This is a genomic window from Acinetobacter wuhouensis, from assembly GCF_001696605.3.
Lineage (GTDB): Bacteria > Pseudomonadota > Gammaproteobacteria > Pseudomonadales > Moraxellaceae > Acinetobacter > Acinetobacter wuhouensis.
The window spans coordinates 700,986-719,265 of record NZ_CP031716.1; the positions used below are offsets into that span (position 1 = coordinate 700,986).

General features: G+C 38.2%; 20 protein-coding genes. 15 read left to right on the top strand and 5 right to left on the bottom strand.

Annotation, left to right across the window (positions count from 1 at the left end; translation table 11 throughout):
• Nucleotides 1–13 precede the first annotated feature (13 nt).
• The 8 genes from BEN71_RS03975 to BEN71_RS04010 all read left to right on the top strand — a co-directional run bounded on the left by BEN71_RS03975 (nt 14) and on the right by BEN71_RS04010 (nt 9,154).
• Nucleotides 14–1,762, top strand: coding sequence for a neutral/alkaline non-lysosomal ceramidase N-terminal domain-containing protein (locus BEN71_RS03975; protein ID WP_068972870.1), 1,749 nt, complete (start codon nt 14–16; stop codon nt 1,760–1,762).
• A gap of 12 nt (nt 1,763–1,774) precedes the next feature.
• Nucleotides 1,775–3,079 carry a D-arabinono-1,4-lactone oxidase gene (locus BEN71_RS03980; RefSeq protein WP_086322730.1) on the top strand — a complete coding sequence of 435 codons (1,305 nt, stop codon included), beginning with the start codon at nt 1,775–1,777 and terminating at the stop codon, nt 3,077–3,079.
• Between the two features lie 291 nt (nt 3,080–3,370).
• Nucleotides 3,371–4,531 carry an alanine racemase gene (locus BEN71_RS03985; RefSeq protein ID WP_068972872.1) on the top strand — a complete coding sequence of 387 codons (1,161 nt, stop codon included), beginning with the start codon at nt 3,371–3,373 and terminating at the stop codon, nt 4,529–4,531.
• 429 nt (nt 4,532–4,960) lie between these two features.
• On the top strand, nt 4,961–6,883 hold the full coding sequence (gene thrS / locus BEN71_RS03990) for a threonine--tRNA ligase (RefSeq protein ID WP_068972873.1): 1,923 nt from the start codon (nt 4,961–4,963) through the stop codon (nt 6,881–6,883).
• 5 nt (nt 6,884–6,888) lie between these two features.
• Complete coding sequence (gene infC, locus BEN71_RS03995) at nt 6,889–7,440, top strand: translation initiation factor IF-3 (protein ID WP_086322731.1); 552 nt, start codon at nt 6,889–6,891, stop codon at nt 7,438–7,440.
• A 291-nt stretch (nt 7,441–7,731) separates the two neighbouring features.
• Nucleotides 7,732–8,349, top strand: coding sequence for a glutathione S-transferase N-terminal domain-containing protein (locus tag BEN71_RS04000; protein ID WP_068972874.1), 618 nt, complete (start codon nt 7,732–7,734; stop codon nt 8,347–8,349).
• 65 nt (nt 8,350–8,414) lie between these two features.
• Nucleotides 8,415–8,699, top strand: a complete 285-nt coding sequence (locus tag BEN71_RS04005; RefSeq protein WP_068972875.1) for a hypothetical protein — start codon at nt 8,415–8,417, stop codon at nt 8,697–8,699.
• A 29-nt stretch (nt 8,700–8,728) separates the two neighbouring features.
• Nucleotides 8,729–9,154, top strand: coding sequence for a YqaA family protein (locus BEN71_RS04010; RefSeq protein WP_068972876.1), 426 nt, complete (start codon nt 8,729–8,731; stop codon nt 9,152–9,154).
• Here the strand turns inward: BEN71_RS04010 and BEN71_RS04015 are convergent.
• The 3 genes from BEN71_RS04015 to BEN71_RS04025 form a co-directional block, all read right to left on the bottom strand.
• Complete coding sequence (locus BEN71_RS04015) at nt 9,151–9,873, bottom strand: energy transducer TonB (protein ID WP_068972877.1); 723 nt, start codon at nt 9,871–9,873, stop codon at nt 9,151–9,153. The two genes, BEN71_RS04010 and BEN71_RS04015, sit on opposite strands and share 4 nt — an antisense overlap.
• 102 nt (nt 9,874–9,975) lie before the next feature.
• Entirely contained in the window at nt 9,976–10,728 is a 753-nt protein-coding gene (locus BEN71_RS04020; protein WP_068972878.1) for an energy transducer TonB, read from the bottom strand.
• Between the two features lie 125 nt (nt 10,729–10,853).
• A complete protein-coding gene (locus BEN71_RS04025) occupies nt 10,854–12,113 on the bottom strand; it encodes an MFS transporter (protein WP_068972879.1) in 1,260 nt (419 codons plus the stop codon).
• 224 nt (nt 12,114–12,337) lie between these two features.
• On the opposite strand from BEN71_RS04025, the gene rpmI reads away from it, so the two are divergent.
• Nucleotides 12,338–12,532: a 50S ribosomal protein L35 gene (gene rpmI, locus BEN71_RS04030; RefSeq protein ID WP_002054552.1), complete on the top strand. Its 195-nt coding sequence runs from the start codon at nt 12,338–12,340 to the stop codon at nt 12,530–12,532.
• Nucleotides 12,533–12,543: 11 nt separating this feature from the next.
• Entirely contained in the window at nt 12,544–12,903 is a 360-nt protein-coding gene (gene rplT / locus BEN71_RS04035) for a 50S ribosomal protein L20 (RefSeq protein WP_004723060.1), read from the top strand.
• Nucleotides 12,904–12,984: 81 nt separating this feature from the next.
• On the opposite strand, the gene BEN71_RS04040 is transcribed toward rplT, so the two are convergent.
• Entirely contained in the window at nt 12,985–14,148 is a 1,164-nt protein-coding gene (locus tag BEN71_RS04040; protein WP_068972880.1) for a hypothetical protein, read from the bottom strand.
• 53 nt (nt 14,149–14,201) lie between these two features.
• On the opposite strand from BEN71_RS04040, the gene BEN71_RS04045 reads away from it, so the two are divergent.
• From BEN71_RS04045 to BEN71_RS04060, 4 genes are all read left to right on the top strand, one after another.
• Complete coding sequence (locus BEN71_RS04045; protein ID WP_068972881.1) at nt 14,202–14,582, top strand: hypothetical protein; 381 nt, start codon at nt 14,202–14,204, stop codon at nt 14,580–14,582.
• A gap of 112 nt (nt 14,583–14,694) precedes the next feature.
• Nucleotides 14,695–14,901, top strand: a complete 207-nt coding sequence (locus tag BEN71_RS04050; protein ID WP_068972882.1) for a hypothetical protein — start codon at nt 14,695–14,697, stop codon at nt 14,899–14,901.
• 4 nt (nt 14,902–14,905) lie between these two features.
• The gene (locus BEN71_RS04055; protein WP_068972883.1) at nt 14,906–15,397 is read left to right on the top strand and encodes a GNAT family N-acetyltransferase; all 492 of its coding nucleotides are present in this window, start codon (nt 14,906–14,908) and stop codon (nt 15,395–15,397) included.
• A 12-nt stretch (nt 15,398–15,409) separates the two neighbouring features.
• Nucleotides 15,410–15,958 (top strand): NADAR family protein, encoded by a 549-nt coding sequence (locus tag BEN71_RS04060; RefSeq protein ID WP_068972884.1) that lies wholly within the window; start codon nt 15,410–15,412, stop codon nt 15,956–15,958.
• Nucleotides 15,959–15,992: 34 nt separating this feature from the next.
• Here BEN71_RS04060 and BEN71_RS04065 read toward each other — a convergent pair whose 3' ends face one another.
• Nucleotides 15,993–17,024: a hypothetical protein gene (locus BEN71_RS04065; RefSeq protein ID WP_068972885.1), complete on the bottom strand. Its 1,032-nt coding sequence runs from the start codon at nt 17,022–17,024 to the stop codon at nt 15,993–15,995.
• A 217-nt stretch (nt 17,025–17,241) separates the two neighbouring features.
• Between BEN71_RS04065 and pheS the strand changes: the two genes are divergently transcribed.
• Nucleotides 17,242–18,222: a phenylalanine--tRNA ligase subunit alpha gene (pheS, locus tag BEN71_RS04070; protein ID WP_068972886.1), complete on the top strand. Its 981-nt coding sequence runs from the start codon at nt 17,242–17,244 to the stop codon at nt 18,220–18,222.
• Nucleotides 18,223–18,280: the final 58 nt, after the last annotated feature.

Consider the following 18,280-nt stretch of genomic DNA (forward strand, 5'->3'; position numbering starts at 1 on the left):
AAGGATTTTAATTATGTTTATGGTCGGCTGGGATAAGCAGGAAATACACATACAAGCACAAGGTTTTGCTATGTTCGGCTTTGGTTCCTGGACGCATCGTGCTTATGAAAAGCGCACCGCTTTATTTGCCAGAACATTTACGATTCGAGATTCTGTACAGACACAGCCTACGATAATGTGTTGTTTGGATTTTGGTTGTATTACCTATGCGATGCGCCAAGGTGTCGTGGACGTTTTAAAACAAAAATTAGCAGATAAGTTTGATGAACAAAAATTATTGATGATGGCAACGCATACGCATTCAGCACCAGGAGGCTGTGCCTATGAAGCACTTTATAATATGCCGACACCTGGGTTTGTACCTGAACATTTAAATGCTGTGATTGAAGCGGTTACGCAAAGTATTTTCAATGCGATGGATGCAGAACAGGAAACTGAGATTAGTTATCAAACTTGTCAGTTTTCAGATCAAATCCCCGTCGCTTGGAATCGTTCACTGCAAGCCTATAATCGCAATCCAGATGTCGTGCAAAGAGTTGAAACAGAAACCCATTTGGCGTTGAATCGTGAAATGCAATTACTCGGTTTTTACCGTCATAATGAGAAAAAAGAAAAACAGTTGCATGCTTTGATTTCTCTTTTTGGCGTGCATGCAACCTGTTTGGGCAATACTTTAAAAGCCCATGATGGAGACAATAAGGGCTATGCCTCTGCTTTAAGTGAGCAATATTTACAAGACCAAGGTGTTGAATATCCTGTCGCGATTTTTGCGCAAGCGACCGCAGGTGATGTATCGCCACATTTTCATGGTCCGAAGCAAGATAAGATTCGCAAACAAATTAAAGGCGAAAAAGAATATCAATATGCTGAACAAAATGGGCGTTATCAAAGTGAGTTGGCAATAAAAGCATTGAGTAACCATCATGCGTCAGTGACATGGTTGAAAGGCGATTTGGATGGTGTGCTCAGTTATGTGAATCTGAGTCAAATCGATGTACCTGCTGAGTTTAGCAATGGTGTTGAAAATGCTAAAACCAGTGTGGCATGCCATGGTGTAGGTTTTTTTCGCGGAACACCTATCGATGGTCAAGGCGCTGCAAAACCGATTACCCAAGTGATGTCTTTATTTTCAAAGCAAGTGCGTAAAAAACGCTTGGCGAATCCAAATGCGCCAGATTATTTAAAATACAAAGCACTTTATGATTCACAATTTCCAAAAGATATTGTATTGGAAAGCGCTGAAAATCGATTATTTGGTCAGAATATAGATATTTCACCAAGCATTATTGATCCTTTAATTGCGGAAATGAATCGGCAAGTCAAAGCCGGTGCGATTCAAGTCAGTCCATTGGTACCGAGTGTGATTCCACTGCAAATTTTAAAAATTGGTCAATTGGCATTGGTTTGCTGTCCAGGTGAAATCACCACAACAGCAGGGAATCGCTTGATTCAAACCGTAAGTCAGCAATTGGCAGGAAATTCTGCATTGGAAAAAACCTGTTTGGTGTCTTATTGCAATGACTATATGGGCTATATCACCACCAATGAAGAATATCAGCAACAAGCCTATGAGGGTGCACATACCTTATATGGGCAATGGACACATGCGGCGATTCAATTCAAGTTTCAACAACTTTCGCAGCAGTTAAATTTAGAGTCTTCGCAGCGTCAATATGATCAGACGACACGCCCCGCAGAGATTCCAAAACATGAATTAGAGAAAAGAACCAATCACGGCAATTTAAAAACAGCCGTACGCTAAAGGATGAGCGTTATGAATCAAGCATTGACTCAAAATAAAAATTCACTGACATGGAATAATTGGTCGGGTTATCAAAAGTCACAACCTACACAGATTCTCAAACCGCAAAATATTGATGAGTTAAAAAATATCGTACAAAACCATTCTAAAATTCGAGTGGTGGGCGCAGGGCATTCATTCACGCCATTGGTCTGCACCGATGCAACATTGTTGTCATTGGATCATATTGCAGGGGTAGAGCAAGTGAATTCTGCTTTGTCGCAAGCGAGTATTTGGTCAGGAACACGCTTATTTAACTTAGATCAGTATTTACAACCGATTCAGCAATCGTTGATGCAACAGGGTGATATTGATCAACAAAGTTTGGCGGGAGCTGTATCGACAGGAACACATGGTACGGGCACTGATTTGCATTGTATTTCAGCCTATGTTGAGGCGTTTGAATTACTCACTGCATCGGGCGAGATCTTGCGTTGTAATCGTCATGAAAATGTTGATATTTTCAATGCAGGGCGGGTATCACTTGGCACATTGGGGATTTTGACCAAAATCACCATGCAAAATAAACCACGTTATAAGCTCAAAGAACATGTGAAGCTCTGTGATGTGCAGGACTTTATACAAAATATTGCACAATGGAAAAATGAACATCGGCATATCGAATGTTTTGCTTTTTCACATGCGTCTAAGTTGATGTTGAAAACCTTGGATATTTCGGAAGAAGAAATTCAGCCACGTAAAAATACTTTTCCATCAGAAGATACATTATTGACGGTGTGTTGTGAGTTGACCAAGACATTTCCTTCATTAAATCCGAAATTGCAAAAGCTGTTGGGGGTATTTATTCAGCCGACAACTTTTGTAGATTGGTCGAGCAAGATATTTCCAACGCCACGCAATACCAAGTTCAATGAAATGGAATATCAAGTTCCTGTCGAGCTGGGCGTGGATTGTTTACAGGAAGTGCTTGCCAAGATGAAACAATCCAAACAGCAAACTTTTTTCCCAATAGAGTTTCGTTTTGTCAAAGGCGATGATATTTGGCTAAGTCCATTTTATCAGCGTGATTCGATTTCGATTTCGATACATCAATACATTAAGCAAGATCCACAATTGTTATTTAATGAAATTGAACCTATTTTACAGCGCTATCAAGGTCGTCCGCATTGGGGGAAAATGCACAGCATGACCACAGCGCAATTACGCGCTATGTATCCGATGTGGGATCAGTTTCAACAAATACGTGAGTACTTGGATCCTGAACGGAAATTTTTGAATCCGTATTTAGAAAAATTATTTTTGTCAGAATTGAGTTGATGGACTTTGAATGTACTATTGATGGAAAAGTAACATTAGACCTCCTGCAAAAGTTATTTTCGGCGAGATCTAAATCAATATTGAATGTTCCCTCTCCTTTCAGGAGAGGGTTAGGGAGAGGTTTTCTATTTAAAAGCCCCTCATCCTCTTGCGGAGTTACCTCCTCATCCCAAAGAGAGAAGGAACTTCCGATATTCTTTTGGATATGTTTTTAATCTAAAATTTGAACATTTTTTGACTTACGCAAGAGGTCTATTGGCATGACGTTTAAAATATAAAAAAGGGCAGGATATGAATCATTTTTTTGCACAACTCAATCAAGACTTGAAGCAGAGTGAATTGGCTTTGCCACGACTGATTGTAGATGCTCAAGCATTTGAACAAAACCTGCATTATGCAGAAAAGAAATTTCAGTATGCGCCACATGTGCAACCTCGTTTGGTGGTGAAGTCATTGGCATGTTTGGAACTACTGAAACAGATCAGTCAACGGCTGGCGACGCAACGCTTTATGGTGTTTCATTTGCCACAACTCTTGCCGATTTTGGAAACATTTTCAGATGCGGATGTTTTGCTTGGAAAGCCAATGCCTGTGTCGTTGTTGCAACATTTTTATCAGGAAAACCATCATTGGCAACATGCAAAAATTCAATGGTTGGTGGATACACAACAACGCCTTGAACAGTATTTAGACGTTGCTAAAAAGTTTGCGATCAAACTGAAAATAAGTATAGAAATTGATGTCGGTTTGCATCGTGGTGGTGTGTCATCAGAACAAGATTTGCGATCTATTTTAGCGTTCATTCAGACACATGCTGAATATTTAGAATTTGCAGGGTTGATGGGCTATGACGCACATGTAACAAAACTCCCATCGATCATTAAAAAAGCTGAAGATGCTTATGCAGAATCTCAGCAAATCTATCAAAACTATCAATTGCTGATTCAACAGCAATTTCCACAACTTTGGCATGATGGACTTTGCTTCAATGGTGGCGGAAGTCCAACTTTTGCGTTTCATGTGGAACAAAGTGTATGTAATGATTTGGCTTTTGGTTCGATGTTGCTGAAACCGAGTGATTTTGATTCTGAGAGTTTACAGGTTTTAAAATCCGCATTGTGGATCGCAACCCCTGTATTGAAAGTATTGCCTTATACGCAATTACCAGGATTAACGCTTTTAGATCGTCTACCACACCGAACTAAGGCTTTGTTTGTGTATGGTGGTTATTGGATGGCGGACTATGTCTATCCGCAAGGCATTCATCCACATGTACTGTATGGACGCAGTACCAATCAGGAAATGGTCAATGTGCCAAAACAGACGCAAATTGATGTCGATGATTTTGTTTTTTTAAGACCGACACAGAGTGAAGCGATTATTCCGCAATTTGCCAAACTTTGGTTTTATAAAAATCGGCAATTTGAAGCGTGCGAGACGTTTAGAGAGTAGTTTTTATATTTTCTCATAAAATTTCGAATTAATAGACCTCTTGCGAAAGTAATTTCCAAAGTGAATGAGCCAAAAATGGAGGTTCCCTCTCCTGCTAGGAGAGGGTTAGGGAGAGGTTTTTCTTTAAAAATCCCCTCATCCTCTTGCGGAGTTACCTCCTCATCCCAAAGGGAGAAGGAACTCCTGATACTTTTTAGATTAATATTTGGATTTAATGCTTGCTTATTTTTTGATTTACGCAAGAGGTTTAATAGAAGTGGATTGAACATAATTTTTTGACAAAGGTTTATAAAAGCCGATTTAAGGTGTAAAATTCGACACACTTTTATTCTGTTCCACCGATTTTATCTTTTGAGGGTTTCCCTCGATCATAATCTCGCGGTGATATGCTCTATTGTACGGGGCATCACTCCTTAAGGATTTTTAAATATGCCTATTATCACATTGCCAAATGGCGATCAAAAACAATTTGATCAAGCAGTTTCTGTGATGGAAGTTGCACAAAGTATTGGACCTGGACTGGCGAAAAATACGCTGGCAGGTAAAGTGAATGGTCGCTTAGTCGATGCAAGTGATTTAATTACCGAAGACGCAACACTGGAAATCATTACCCCTAAAAATCAGGAAGGTGTTGAAATCATTCGTCACTCATGTGCTCACCTTGTGGGACATGCGGTAAAACAACTTTTTCCTGAAGCTAAAATGGTGATTGGTCCTGTCATTGAAGATGGTTTCTATTACGACATTTTCAGTCAAAAACCATTTACACCTGAAGATATGGCTGCCATCGAAGCACGCATGAAAAAGCTGATTGATGAAGATTATGATGTCATCAAAAAAATGACACCACGTGCTGAAGTGATCAAATTGTTCACTGAGCGTGGCGAAGATTATAAGTTACGTTTAATTGAAGATATGCCTGATGAAACGCAAATGGGCTTGTACTATCATCAAGAATACGTAGATATGTGTCGTGGTCCACACGTACCGAATACTAAATTCTTAAAATCATTCAAACTGACTAAAATGTCAGGCGCTTACTGGCGTGGTGATGCGAAGAATGAACAGCTGCAACGTATTTATGGTACAGCTTGGGCAGATAAAAAAGAACTCGCTGCTTATATCAAACGTATTGAAGAAGCTGAAAAGCGTGATCACCGTAAAATCGGTAAAGCTTTAGACTTGTTCCATATGCAGGAAGAAGCACCAGGTATGGTGTTCTGGCATCCAAATGGTTGGACAATTTACCAAGTGCTTGAACAGTACATGCGTAAAATTCAACAAGACAATGGCTATGAAGAAATCCGTACTCCGCAAATTGTAGACTTTACACTTTGGGAGAAGTCAGGTCACGCAGCCAACTATGCAGACAATATGTTTACGACTCAGTCTGAGAGCCGGAACTATGCTGTAAAACCAATGAACTGCCCATGTCACGTACAAGTGTTTAACCAAGGCTTGAAGTCTTACCGTGATTTGCCAATTCGCTTGGCTGAGTTCGGTTCATGTCACCGTAACGAGCCATCAGGTTCTTTACACGGCATCATGCGTGTACGTGGCTTTACTCAAGATGATGCACATATTTTCTGTACCACTGAACAAATTGGTAAAGAAGTTGCAGATTTCATTAAGCTCACTTTAGATGTGTATAAAGATTTTGGCTTTGAAGAAGTACAAATGAAATTGTCTACACGTCCTGAAAAACGTGTCGGTGCAGATGAGCTTTGGGATGTTGCTGAAAAATCTTTGGCAGATGCTTTAGATGCGGCCGGTCTTGATTGGCAAGAACAGCCTGGTGAAGGCGCATTCTACGGTCCGAAGATTGAATTCTCATTGAAGGACTGTTTAGGTCGTATCTGGCAGTGTGGTACAATTCAGTGTGACTTTAACTTGCCGTTACGTTTAGATGCCTCTTATGTAACAGAAGATAACGATCGTGACCATCCTGTGATGTTGCATCGTGCAATTCTTGGCAGTTTCGAGCGTTTTATTGGTATACTTATTGAACACTACGCTGGCTTTATGCCACCATGGTTGGCGCCAATCCAAGCATGTGTCATGAATATTACAGATTCACAAGCGGAAGCATGTGAGTCAGTGGTCGCAAAACTCAAAGAAAATGGAATTCGAGCAATTTCAGACTTGAGAAATGAGAAAATCGGCTTTAAGATTCGTGAGCGTACATTAGAGCGTATTCCATACTTATTGGTACTTGGGGACCGAGAAGTGGAAGAAGGTACTGTAAACGTACGTACCCGTTCTGGAAAAAATTTAGGTACTATGTCAATTGATGCATTTGTTGACTTAGTGAAAGCAGCCGTTGCCGAACGCGGCCGGTACATTGTGGAGTAAGAAAGATTAAACAGCCTGACCGTAACCAACAACAAGGTGCTAAAAGCAATCGTCCTGCATTGAACGACGAGATTAAGGCAAAAGAAGTCCGTCTCGTTGCTGCAGATGGTGAACAGAAAGGTATCGTAACGCTTGCAGAAGCGTTGCGTGCTGCTGAAGACGCAGATCTTGACCTTGTTGAGATTGTGGCAAATGCAGAACCGCCTGTTTGTAAAATCATGGATTTCAACAAACATTTATTTGATCTGAAGCAAAAGCAAAAAGATGCAAAAAAGAAACAGCATCAAGTTCAGGTCAAAGAAATCAAGTTACGTCCTGGTACAGATGTTGGTGATTACAACGTTAAGTTGCGTGCTATTCTCAAGTTCCTTGAGGAAGGTAACAAAGTCAAAATTACTCTACGTTTCCGTGGTCGTGAAATGGCTCACCAACAGTTGGGTCTTGCTCAATTACAAAAAATTGAAGCAGATGTGGCTGAGTGTGGTGTTGTTGAACAAGCACCAAAAATGGAAGGTCGTCAAATGGGTATGTTACTTGGTCCAAAAAAGAAAAAGTAATCCCTTGTTGATCTTAAAAAAGCACTGCATTTGCAGTGCTTTTTTTATAGGTAGCGTTTTCAGATTTAATGGCGCTGTTTTTTTGGATAAATAAACTTTAATAGTGTCCTAATTCAAATATCAAAATATGATAATAAGGATTGTTTAATATAAGTTTATTGCTTTATTTTAGAATAAATTATGAAAATATCTTGATTGATGACATATTCGATTTAGCAAAATCATGTTATAAAAGTACAATACTAAAGTCATAAAATATAGAAAATACGCGAGAAAGCGGAAGGATGAAATATGATTGATCTGTATTATTGGGGAACACCCAATGGTCATAAAATTACCATCGCACTTGAAGAAATGGGTTTGGATTATCAAATTTTCCCGATCAATATTTTAGAAAATGATCAATTCCAACCTGATTTTTTACGCATATCCCCAAATAATAAAATTCCTGCAATTGTCGATCAAAATGGCCCAAATGGCGAAGCGATTTCAGTGTTTGAGTCTGGTGCGATTTTGCAATATTTAGGGCGTAAAACAGGCTTATATTATCCTGAAAATGAGCAAGAGCGTGTTGAGGTTGAACAATGGTTGATGTGGCAAATGGGCGGTTTTGGTCCAATGCTTGGACAGAATCATCATTTCAGTAAATTTGCCAAAGAACAGGTGCCTTATGCAATTGATCGTTATGTGACTGAAACAAAGCGTTTATATGGGGTTCTAAATCATCAATTGATCGGTCAGAAATATGTGGCAGGTGAGTATTCGATTGCAGATATGGCAATCTTACCTTGGGTGTTACGTCATGAATGGCAACAAATTGATTTAGATGATTATCCTTATGTGAAAGAATATGTTGAGCGTTTAACTGCACGTCCAGCCGTTCAACGTGCATTATCCATCAAAGTTTAAAATCAGAATATGCTAAACTGCTGAACCACCAAATCTGGTGGTTTTTTTAATGTTGGATATGAGCGATGAAAACATTCTTTTTAAATCTCACGTATATTTTAGAGAAGAATCCTAAAATTTATTGGTGCGTGATTATGGGGATCGCCCTATGTTCAGTGTTATATATCGTGGAAGTGGTGCATATTCAGAGCCTATTGCCCGATGTAAAAGTACAAGATACTTCAGCATTACGTGCGACGATTGATCCAATCGCGCAACGTTATTCTTGGGCACGTCTTGCAGTGATTATCGTGGCAATTATTGTTGCAAATATTCAATATTTTAAAACCAAAAAATCTTTAAATTTGTAAATTAAGCATCGCTTATTTTCTGAATTTTCATGGCTTATCTTTTACTTTTTTTATCTGCCTTTGGTGCAGCAACATTACTGCCTTTACAGTCTGAAGCGGTATTGGTTGGACTGTTGTTGCAAACGCAATATTCAGCTTATTTATTACTTATTGTTGCAACGATGGGTAATGTTTTAGGCTCGTGTGTGAATTGGTATTTAGGTTTGAGAATAGAGCGATTTAAAAATAAAAAATGGTTCCCAGTTTCTGAAAAAAATATGATAAAAGCGGAGAAAATTTACCAAAAATATGGTTTTTGGTCTTTGTTGCTGAGTTGGACGCCCGGGATAGGTGATCCAATCACACTCATTGCAGGTTTGATGAAAGAAAACTTTTGGCGCTTTCTATTCATCGTCACAATTGCAAAAGCAGGGCGCTATCTGTTTATTTATTGGGTTTACTTAGGTCTGATTTAAGGACATTTATTCAGGTCAAATACAATCTGATCTTGATGCGTCACTTTATAAAACTGCCACCATTTTTTATCAGAAGTGATTCTCGTTGTGGAGAGTGCTGAAATCACTTGTTGATCAAGATGATTTAAACCAGAGCTTTTATTGATTTTAATATTTGAAATTTGGTCTTTATTTGAAAGTTTAAAAGAAAAATGAATTTCTCTGCTTTCGCCTTTCAGTTCATCTTTGTGAATAAAAAACTTGGGCACTTCTTTATATTGAAAAGGCGTCTTATGTTTTAAAATCTGTTCGCCTAAAATTTTGGTTTCAAATAAATACACACAAGTATTTTGCTGTTTTACAGGTCTACATGATGCTGTTGGTTGTCCTGTGAAATTTAAAGCAAATGCTTGGCTCACAGTAAAAGTTTCGCCAGTGGGTCTAAAGCGAGATGTATATACCGTTTTTATAATCTTTTGATCGAGATGGTCAACCCCAGTACTTTCTAAAACTTTTACATCAGTCACTTTCCCTTGCGGATTTGCTGTGATCTGAAGATCAAGTTTACGGTTTTGATTTTCAAGGTCGCAGGGTTGGATACGAATGCGAGGTGCGATGCGCCATTGTGCTGAATCCCGTGTAAGTTCAGCCACTTGTTGGGCAGAAGATGTTTGCGCGACATCTGCAAGGATTGATTGGTTAAGTAAGAGTGCGGTACTGATTAAAAATATTTTTTTCATATCGTATAAAGTGTTTTATCGCAGTTTTAGTCGTTTAGTTGTAAAAACGAAAATAGTTAGACCAGTAGCTCAGTTATTTTTCACCAAGTTACTGAATTTATTTTATTGACAATCATTGGTTTTGAAATGAATTTCATCACTAAAAGTCGAAGGCTTATATGTCCATAAAGTTCGATATGAGCGTTTCACTTCAATTTTTGCATTTTCAACCGCTGTAAGTACTTGCTGATCTAAAGCATTGACACCAGAAAGTTTGGTCAATTTTGCTTGAGTCACATCACCCTGTTTATCCACTTTAAATTTGAATTTCACTACGCGATTTTTAAACTTCAATAACGATTCATCAAGTGCAAGTTGAGGTTGTTTTGTATAGCGGAATGCAACAGATTTGCCATTTTCCTGCTTGTTCCAATGATTTGAATGAAATGTATAGGTGCATTGTGCTGATGGCTTGTGGTCTGTTGCATTATTCATGGTTAAGGTGAATGTCTGATAACCCACCATTGCAACGGATTTACCATTCTTTATTGCAGGTTTAACTTTGGCAACTTCAACAGCATCAATAATTTTTTGATCAAGCTGGCGAATGCCTGTGCTTTCTTGAATTTCAGCATCAATCACTTTACCTGAATGATCTGCTTTGACGCGAATAATGGCTGAACGTTCTTGGTCTTTTAATTCATTACTTTGGTATTTAACTTGCGGGAACTTAAGCCATTGAATACGAGTAGTTAAATGTTGTAAATCATTTTGTTCTAATTGGTTACCTTGCACTTTAATGGTAGGTAATTTTTCAGCACTATAACTATATGTAGAAAGGCATAAGAGGCATGTTGTAAAAATAACTTTATTCATAGCTTTGGCAATTCATGCAAATTGAACTTGCATGTAAATAATTTAATTGTGCAAAGTATTTATCGAAATACCAAATCTCGCAATAGAAAATGTACCCGAAGGCACATTTTTCTCAGTTTTTAACTCTATTTCGATTGTTCTTGTCCTTTGGTAATGTCAACTTTGAATAAATCCTTGGTTTTAATCCAACTGATCATGACAACAGCCATGGTCATGCATCCACCAAAAACCGTTGCAGCGATGGTGCCTAGATATTTTGCAGCCAATCCCGATTCAAACGCACCGAGTTCATTACTGCTGGAAACAAACATGCCGTTGACCGCCGCAACACGACCACGCATATTTTCAGGTGGGTAAACTTGTAAAATAGTTTGACGAACCACAACTGAAATACTGTCGCATGCCCCAGTCATTGCCAAAGCAATCAATGAAAGCCACATACTGTTCGAGAATGCGAAGATGATGGTAAAAATCCCAAAGCCTGCAACAGCTAAAAGCATATTTCGCCATGCATGATGGGTCGGTGGAAACTTGGTCAGTGCAATCATTGTGATAAGCGCACCAATGGATGGCGCTGCACGTAAGTAGCCTAGACCTTCGGGACCAACTTTTAAAATATCTTCAGCAAAGATCGGCAGTAGGGCAATCACACCACCAAATAGCACGGAAACTAAATCCAATGAGATCGCCCAAAGGACAATTTTGGTTTTCCAAATAAAACGGAAACCTTCGCTTAAGCTGTCTTTTAAATTACTCTGTTCCATTTTTGGAAAGGTTCTTTTCTTTAAGCGTGCAATAAGACAAAAACAGACAAATAGAAGTACGGCTACAGATAAAAGACTGTTTTCACGTCCTAACCATGCCAACATGAAACCGCCGAGCATTGGACCAATAATGACGCCACTTTGCCATCCAATCGTAGTCCAAGTTGCACCATTGGCATATAACTCACGGGGAATTAAGAATGGTTTGAGAGAGGTTGCTGATGGATTATAAAAACCTCGAATCGTTCCTAAACCAAAAATCACCGCATAGATTCCCCATGACAAGGTATGAATACTGATTTGAGCATGATCAAAACTATGGAATAACCACCACAGTACGAGTGGTAATGGAACTGAGAAAAATAAACAAATTTTCATGATCGTTTGTTTATTAAACTTATCTGCGAAATATCCACCCCAAAGTGACAGAGCGATAAATGGAATGGCTTCAGCCAAACCAATTAGACCGAGGGTCAAAGGATCTTTGGTAATTTGATAAAGTGAATAAGCCACGATAATTTCTTGGATTAAAATTGCCAGTGTTAAGCAAAATTGATTGATGGTGACAATTGAGAAATCTCGATAGCGGAGCGCAGCAAAAGCATCCTGTGCAGGGTTCATAACTGTCCAGTTTTATCATGATGTGACGATTATAAAGATTTATAAGCCTTTTTAATTGTCATCATGCGTGAAATTAACATCGGAAATTACATTAAGGAAGTTAGAAATAGTCCGTAGTTTTGCTTTTGTTTTATACAGAGATGATTTAGAATATTGCCTCCCTTACCTGCAGGTCGTCTTCGCAATGGTGCGAACGTTCCGAACAGGTGTTTAAAGAGGTTGTTATGGCTAAGTTAAAAACTCGCCGTGGTGCAGCTAAGCGTTTCAAAGCGACTGCTAACGGTTTCAAGCGTAAACAAGCGTTCAAACGCCACATTTTGACCAAAAAATCTGCTAAACGTATTCGTCAATTGCGCGGTTGTGTCATGGTTCACGTAAGTGACATGAATTCAGTTCGTCGTATGTGCCCATACATCTAAGGAGATTATAAATGGCTCGTGTAAAACGTGGTGTACAGGCTCATCGCCGTCATAAAAAAATTCTTGCTCGTGCTAAAGGTTACTATGGCGCGCGTTCACGTGTTTATCGTGTAGCGTTCCAAGCGGTAATCAAAGCAGGTCAATACGCTTACCGTGACCGTCGTCAAAAGAAACGTCAATTCCGCGCTTTGTGGATTGCACGTATCAATGCTGGTGCTCGTCAAAATGGTTTGTCGTACAGCCGTATGATCGATGGCTTGAAAAAAGCTCAAGTGATCATCGACCGTCGCGTACTTGCTGACATCGCTATGCATGACTCAGTTGCATTTGCTGCTTTAGCTGAAAAAGCTAAAGGTGCATTGGCTGCTTAATCATCATTGATGATTTAAAAAAGACCGCTTTTAGCGGTCTTTTTTATTTTAAGAAAAATAATTCTAATGAGTTAAAAATAGCTATTCAGATTGTTCATTTGATTTAGGCAGTATTTTGTATAGTGCATATAAAAAAGCGATACCGAGTACAAAAATATTTCCCCAATGTACCGTAAAATATGCCAATGTCCATAAGGCGCAGTAACACCACAACATAAACCATAAAAACTTAATCATCCCAAACCATTTGAAACCAGAAGATACTTCATTTGATTCAGGTTTCTCAGGTTCAATATTTTCTAAATTTGATGTTGACGCATCGCGTGAATTTTCTATTGTTTTTGAGGTGGAAACAAAAGGCATGTTTGATTGTGTTTGTGCATCGAGGGTTGCATTTTGATAATGGTTAGCTGAATGTTTTAAGATAATAGGAAGAAATTTCTCTACAATATTTGAGGCTTGAGAAAATTCAACTTTTTCATTACTTGCCATGTGCCAATAATCTGCATATTCATTTTTAGCATGAGATTCATTATTAAAGCGATGACGCAGTGCAGCCGCATTGATAATTAAATTACTCACATAATTTCGTTTTAAATTATACGGTAATAGGGGAAATTGTTCCTCTTTTTGATAGAGATCACCTTCATAGCAATTACTTTCTGTCAGTGGAACGGGAAAAGAACCATAGCGCTTTGAGATTTCAAAATCATAGACTTCTTTTTGATATTCCGCATAAAAAGATTGCCATGAAAGAGGCTGTAAATCCGCTAAAATTTTGTCTGAAAAATCAGGTGATACATCCATCAATACATAGTTTTCTACGCTATCATGATAATTATTATAGTTAGACTGTAATGGAAATTGATTCGGATCATATTCTTGCCATAGTGGTTTTTCATCAACATGAATGAGCACTTTAAATATTTGATTTGGGAAATGACAGACAATGCAAAAATTGTATTCACCTACATTAAAATCAAAGATTTGAGAATCAGTACGTGGCTGTAATACATCAGATGCAAAGTGTAAACTAATTTTATAAAGCCCCTGTACTTTGAGATGATTGAGTAAATGTGAAGCAGAACCTGCCAGTAAAGTACCTTTTTCAAGATCACGCAAAATAGGAAAATGAGTAAAGAGTAGGGGATGGCGATCTAAAATTTCTGAATCCACTGCGCCAGTTAAAAATTCATTTCCATAACTGACCAAAGCCACTTGGCGATAAGCTCTTTCAAAATGCATGTATTTTCCTGTTATTATATTTTCTGATCGTCATATAGCATGTGTGAAAAAATATGAGAAAACAATACCATTTCCGCCAAGTGGGTGACGACACTTGTACTTGGGATGTACATCGCTTGGTTGAGTTAAGCCAAAACTTTCCAACAATTGAAATTCCTTTGACCGAAATTCGAGAATTGAATGAAAGTTATTGGTTTCCTGATACACATCCAACGACGCAAGAAATAATTGATCATATTCAATTGGTTCAAGATGCTGATTTAAAATATCCGATTATTGTCTGTGCAGAAGGGCGCGTAATGGATGGAATGCATCGTGTTGCTAAAGCTAAACTACAAGGACAATTGACCATTCAAGCAGTCAAATTTGAAGTTACGCCACAACCTGATTTTATTAATGTTGATGCAGATGACTTGAATTATGACGATGAATAAATAAAGACTTTGAAGCTAAATTACACAATATCAACATGAAATGATTGTCGAATTGAATTGCGCTCGCATACATTAAGACTGTCCCCCCAAATAAAAAGATAGGAAAAGAATAATGCGTGTAGAAATTGAAGGTGTACCACAAGGCGCAATTGAAGTTGAGTTACAACTCCTTCCAAGAATCGGAGAAACCATTAAAGTGATGTATGGAGCAGATGCGGAAGTGAAGGGGGAAGTGACTGGTTTACAACATTATATCAACCAACATGCCAATGATCATAAAGTGATTCTCACTATTCGCCCTATTATTTCACCAGAGTAAAATTGTGATTCGAATTGCAAATCAAAATGATGTGCAACAAATTGCCCAAGTTCATGTGCAGAGTTGGAAAGAAACTTATATTGGTATAATTCGTCAACACGTCATAGATGAGTTAAGTGTAGAACAACGGATTCAACTTTGGCAAAAATTAGTCATTGATCAGAATCATCGAATCTTTGTATATGAACACGAAGGTCAAATTTTGGGGTTTTTAGATGGTTATTTAAATCCAAATAACAATATTGCTGAAATTAAGGCATTTTATTTTCTAAAAGAAATTAAAGGGCAAGGTATTGGTCGTACAATGTTTGAACAATTCTATCAGCTTGCGAATTCTGCACATTATCAGCGATTGCAATTGGGTGTGATTAATCAAAATCCCAGCCGTTATTTCTATGAGAAAATGGGTGGAAAAATGATGGGTGAAGATGAAATTCCTGAATATGGAAAGGGAATTTCCGAAGTATTTTATCAATGGGAACTACATAAAGCATAGAGCAATATAAGCATGATAGATTCACAATTTTTAATAGACTTACAAGAACAGATCAGAAAGGGTCAGCGTTTTAAATATTTATGCTTTTGGGGGCATACAGCAAAGCAAAGAGGTGTTGTGGATAAGAGTTGTTTTAGTCAGTGGTTTCCTGCACATTTTGAAGTCGATGGGATCCAATATAAAACAGCAGAACATTATATGATGGCGCAAAAGGCTAAATTATTTGAAGATGATGAAATTTTTGAAAAAATTATTCAAGTAGATCATCCCAATGAAGCAAAAATGTTGGGTCGTAAAATTCAACAATATCAGGAAAATATTTGGTTAGAACACCGTTTTGATATTGTTGTAAAAGGCAATATTGCAAAGTTTTCACAACATCCTAATTTAAAAAGTTTTTTATTGGGCACACATGATCGAATTTTGGTTGAAGCATCACCTGTAGATAAAATTTGGGGAATTGGATTATCTGCTGATGATGAAAATGCTGAAAAACCATTGCAATGGAAAGGATTGAATTTATTGGGTTTTGCTTTAATGGAAGTGAGAAAGCAACTCTAAAGTCACTTTCTATTTGATTAACCCGGCTAAAAAATTACAAACCAAAATAATACGCGGCTAAGCAGATCAAAATCGTAATCACAATTAAAGCAAAAACACTGGTTTTCCCTGGTTTATGCTCACCACTTGGTTTGCTGCTAAAACTCTGACGTTGCTCCGTCTTTGTATTGAAATTGCTATTGTCAAAAGGCGATTCAACGACTTTGGGTGTTAATCGTGCTGTTTTATAGTGGTTTGCAATTTTGACAATAAACTTGGCTTTTAAATCTTCAACTTTTTGTAAAAAATGACGCAAATTCATCTGTTCTTCTGGACTGAGAATTTGTTCATTTTCATCATAAGGATGCTGTAGTTTTGTAGAAATAAAGCTTTCTAAAGCGTCAAAACGATAGAAAGTTTCATGTCCATAATCAGATTGGTAATCAGTTGGAAGTAATGAAAGTTTTACACTCGCATCATTTTCAACTTGATCATTATTTTCTAAGCCATAGTAAGGCAAATCTTTATTGAAGGGTTCAACAAAGCCTTGGGCATATTTGCTATCAAATAATTCATTATCTGTATAAATTTGAATATCATCCCAATTGGGTTGTACCAAATCCTGTTCGATGCGTTTCACCAATTTAGCGTTAAGATCAAATCGCCAAAAAACTTCTGTACGAATGTTAGGACGTTGAGCTAATGGTGCTTCGTAGTCATTGTCTGCACTGTACCATTCAGCCAGTTCTTTACCGAAGATCCAAGCCGTTTTCTTTTGCTTATCGTGGCTGACAATAAAATGTGGAATGGCTAAAAGCTCAACATTGGCATTTGGATTCTGTTCATCATTCAGCAAGCTTGAGCTATGTAAACTCAGACGATAGACGCCTTGTTTTTTTAAACCTTCCAGCCAAATTTGAAAATGTTGTGCTAACAAATGTTGCGTCATCAAATCACGAAAGCCAAAGGCATGCTGATTAAAAATGGCGTGATTAACCCAGCGAGAGAAGCCGATCTCTTGGGTTAAATATTCATTACCATAAGTCACAAGGGTAAGTTGTCGTTTCCAGATTTGATCGAGTGCCATTTGTTATAAATCTCAGTGACATTGAATCCATTTTATACTTTTTATAAATCAAAGTTCTAGCATTGCAACAGTATTCACACAGGGAAATTCACAATTTATTTGGAATAAGTGCTGTCTAATCGTATTTTTCATCAAGCGGAAACTTCATTCAACTGCATAAAAACTGTTAGAATATGCAGTTATATTATTTTTCTAAATTGTTGCTTTGAGAGTTACTATGTCACTGGAAGCCCTGACCACTGAAGCGCTCGCTGCGATTGCAGCAGCTCAAGACCTTGCTACACTCGATCAAGCTCGAGTGCAATTTACAGGGAAAAAAAGCCAGCTTGCGGAACAGTCGAAATCATTAGGTAAAATGGATGCGGAAGAGCGTAAAGTTTTTGGTGCGCAAATTCATGCCGTACGTGAAGCAATTACGACAGCACTCACTGAACGTCAAACTGAATTACAAAAAGCTGCATTAGAACAAAAACTTGCAAGCGAAACGATTGATATTACGTTGCCTGGGCGAGGGCAAACTGTTGGTAGTATCCATCCTGTGACTCAAGTTCAAGAACGTATTTGCCAATTCTTTACCAAAGCAGGCTTTACCGTTGCGACAGGTCCGGAAGTTGAAGATGATTATCACAACTTTGAAGCATTGAATATTCCAGGACACCATCCTGCACGTGCGATGCATGATACTTTCTATTTTGATGTAAACCATTTGTTGCGTACGCACACATCAGGTGTGCAAGTCCGTACCATGGAAAAGAATCAGCCACCGATTCGTATCGTGTGCCCAGGTCGTGTATATCGTTGTGATTCTGACCAAACCCATTCACCAATGTTCCATCAAATCGAAGGTTTATACGTTGCTGAAAATACCAGCTTTGCTGAATTAAAAGGCTTGTTGGTCAATCTCCTCAATGAATTCTTTGAAAAAGATTTGAAAGTCCGTTTCCGTCCATCTTATTTCCCATTCACAGAGCCAAGTGCAGAAGTGGATATTATGGATGAACGTGGTAAATGGTTGGAAGTTTTAGGTTGCGGTATGGTGCATCCAAATGTACTCCAAGCTGCGGGCATTGACCCTGAAAAATATAAAGGTTTTGCTTTTGGTTTAGGTGTAGAGCGTTTTGCGATGTTGCGTTATGGCATCAATGACTTGCGTATGTTCTATCAAAATGATGTGCGTTTCTTACGCCAATTTGCTTAACAAGTTTATACCTCTCCCTGACCTCTCCTGAAAGGAGAGGGGTTGTCCATTGTGATGA

Coding starts and splice junctions, on each gene's coding strand:
- BEN71_RS04015 (WP_068972877.1), bottom strand. CDS start 9,873: ATGAAAAAAATATTTTTAATCAGTACCGCACTCTTACTTAACCAATCA.
- BEN71_RS04010 (WP_068972876.1), top strand. CDS start 8,729: ATGGCTTATCTTTTACTTTTTTTATCTGCCTTTGGTGCAGCAACATTA.
- BEN71_RS04065 (WP_068972885.1), bottom strand. CDS start 17,024: ATGGCACTCGATCAAATCTGGAAACGACAACTTACCCTTGTGACTTAT.
- BEN71_RS04005 (WP_068972875.1), top strand. CDS start 8,415: ATGAAAACATTCTTTTTAAATCTCACGTATATTTTAGAGAAGAATCCT.
- BEN71_RS03975 (WP_068972870.1), top strand. CDS start 14: ATGTTTATGGTCGGCTGGGATAAGCAGGAAATACACATACAAGCACAA.
- BEN71_RS04020 (WP_068972878.1), bottom strand. CDS start 10,728: ATGAATAAAGTTATTTTTACAACATGCCTCTTATGCCTTTCTACATAT.
- BEN71_RS04045 (WP_068972881.1), top strand. CDS start 14,202: ATGAGAAAACAATACCATTTCCGCCAAGTGGGTGACGACACTTGTACT.
- BEN71_RS03985 (WP_068972872.1), top strand. CDS start 3,371: ATGAATCATTTTTTTGCACAACTCAATCAAGACTTGAAGCAGAGTGAA.
- BEN71_RS04050 (WP_068972882.1), top strand. CDS start 14,695: ATGCGTGTAGAAATTGAAGGTGTACCACAAGGCGCAATTGAAGTTGAG.
- BEN71_RS03980 (WP_086322730.1), top strand. CDS start 1,775: ATGAATCAAGCATTGACTCAAAATAAAAATTCACTGACATGGAATAAT.
- BEN71_RS04060 (WP_068972884.1), top strand. CDS start 15,410: ATGATAGATTCACAATTTTTAATAGACTTACAAGAACAGATCAGAAAG.
- pheS (WP_068972886.1), top strand. CDS start 17,242: ATGTCACTGGAAGCCCTGACCACTGAAGCGCTCGCTGCGATTGCAGCA.
- BEN71_RS04040 (WP_068972880.1), bottom strand. CDS start 14,148: ATGCATTTTGAAAGAGCTTATCGCCAAGTGGCTTTGGTCAGTTATGGA.
- thrS (WP_068972873.1), top strand. CDS start 4,961: ATGCCTATTATCACATTGCCAAATGGCGATCAAAAACAATTTGATCAA.
- rpmI (WP_002054552.1), top strand. CDS start 12,338: ATGGCTAAGTTAAAAACTCGCCGTGGTGCAGCTAAGCGTTTCAAAGCG.
- rplT (WP_004723060.1), top strand. CDS start 12,544: ATGGCTCGTGTAAAACGTGGTGTACAGGCTCATCGCCGTCATAAAAAA.
- BEN71_RS04025 (WP_068972879.1), bottom strand. CDS start 12,113: ATGAACCCTGCACAGGATGCTTTTGCTGCGCTCCGCTATCGAGATTTC.
- BEN71_RS04000 (WP_068972874.1), top strand. CDS start 7,732: ATGATTGATCTGTATTATTGGGGAACACCCAATGGTCATAAAATTACC.